Consider the following 528-nt stretch of genomic DNA (forward strand, 5'->3'; position numbering starts at 1 on the left):
CATCAGGGTCGCGGTACGGCCGCGTTCGTCGAGGAACGGGTTCAGTTCGACCAGGTCGAGGCTGGAGACCAGGCCGCTGTCGGAGAGCATCTCCATCACCAGATGCGCCTCGCGGAAGGTGGCGCCGCCGGGAACCGTGGTGCCGACGGCCGGCGCGATCGAGGGATCGAGGAAGTCGACGTCGAGGCTGACATGCAGCAGCCCGTTTGCCTCTTCGATCCTGGCCAGGAAAGCGCGCAGCAGCGGGGCGATGCCGTGCTCGTCGATGGCGCGCATGTCGTGCACGGTCACACCCGCTTCCTTCAGCGCGCGGCGCTCGGCAGAATCGACGCTGCGCAGGCCCATGGTGCAGACGCGGGCCGGGTCGACTGCGGCGGGCAGGTCGGGGAAATAGCCGTTGAAGCCGGGACGGCCGCTGGCATAGGCGAGCGGCACGCCGTGCAGATTGCCGCTGGTGGTGGTGTCGAGCGTGTGGAAATCCGGGTGGGCGTCGAGCCACAGCACGAAGAGCGGCCGGCCGCGGTCGGC

General features: G+C 69.5%; 1 protein-coding gene. It reads right to left on the reverse strand.

Features of this window, described 5'->3' with window-relative positions; all coding sequences use genetic code 11:
- Window positions 1-528, reverse strand: a 528-nt coding sequence (locus EOA60_RS36630) for an arginase family protein (RefSeq protein ID WP_206628481.1), incomplete at both ends; no start/stop codon positions are given.

This window comes from Mesorhizobium sp. M1A.F.Ca.IN.020.06.1.1 (assembly GCF_004023265.1).
Lineage (GTDB): Bacteria > Pseudomonadota > Alphaproteobacteria > Rhizobiales > Rhizobiaceae > Mesorhizobium.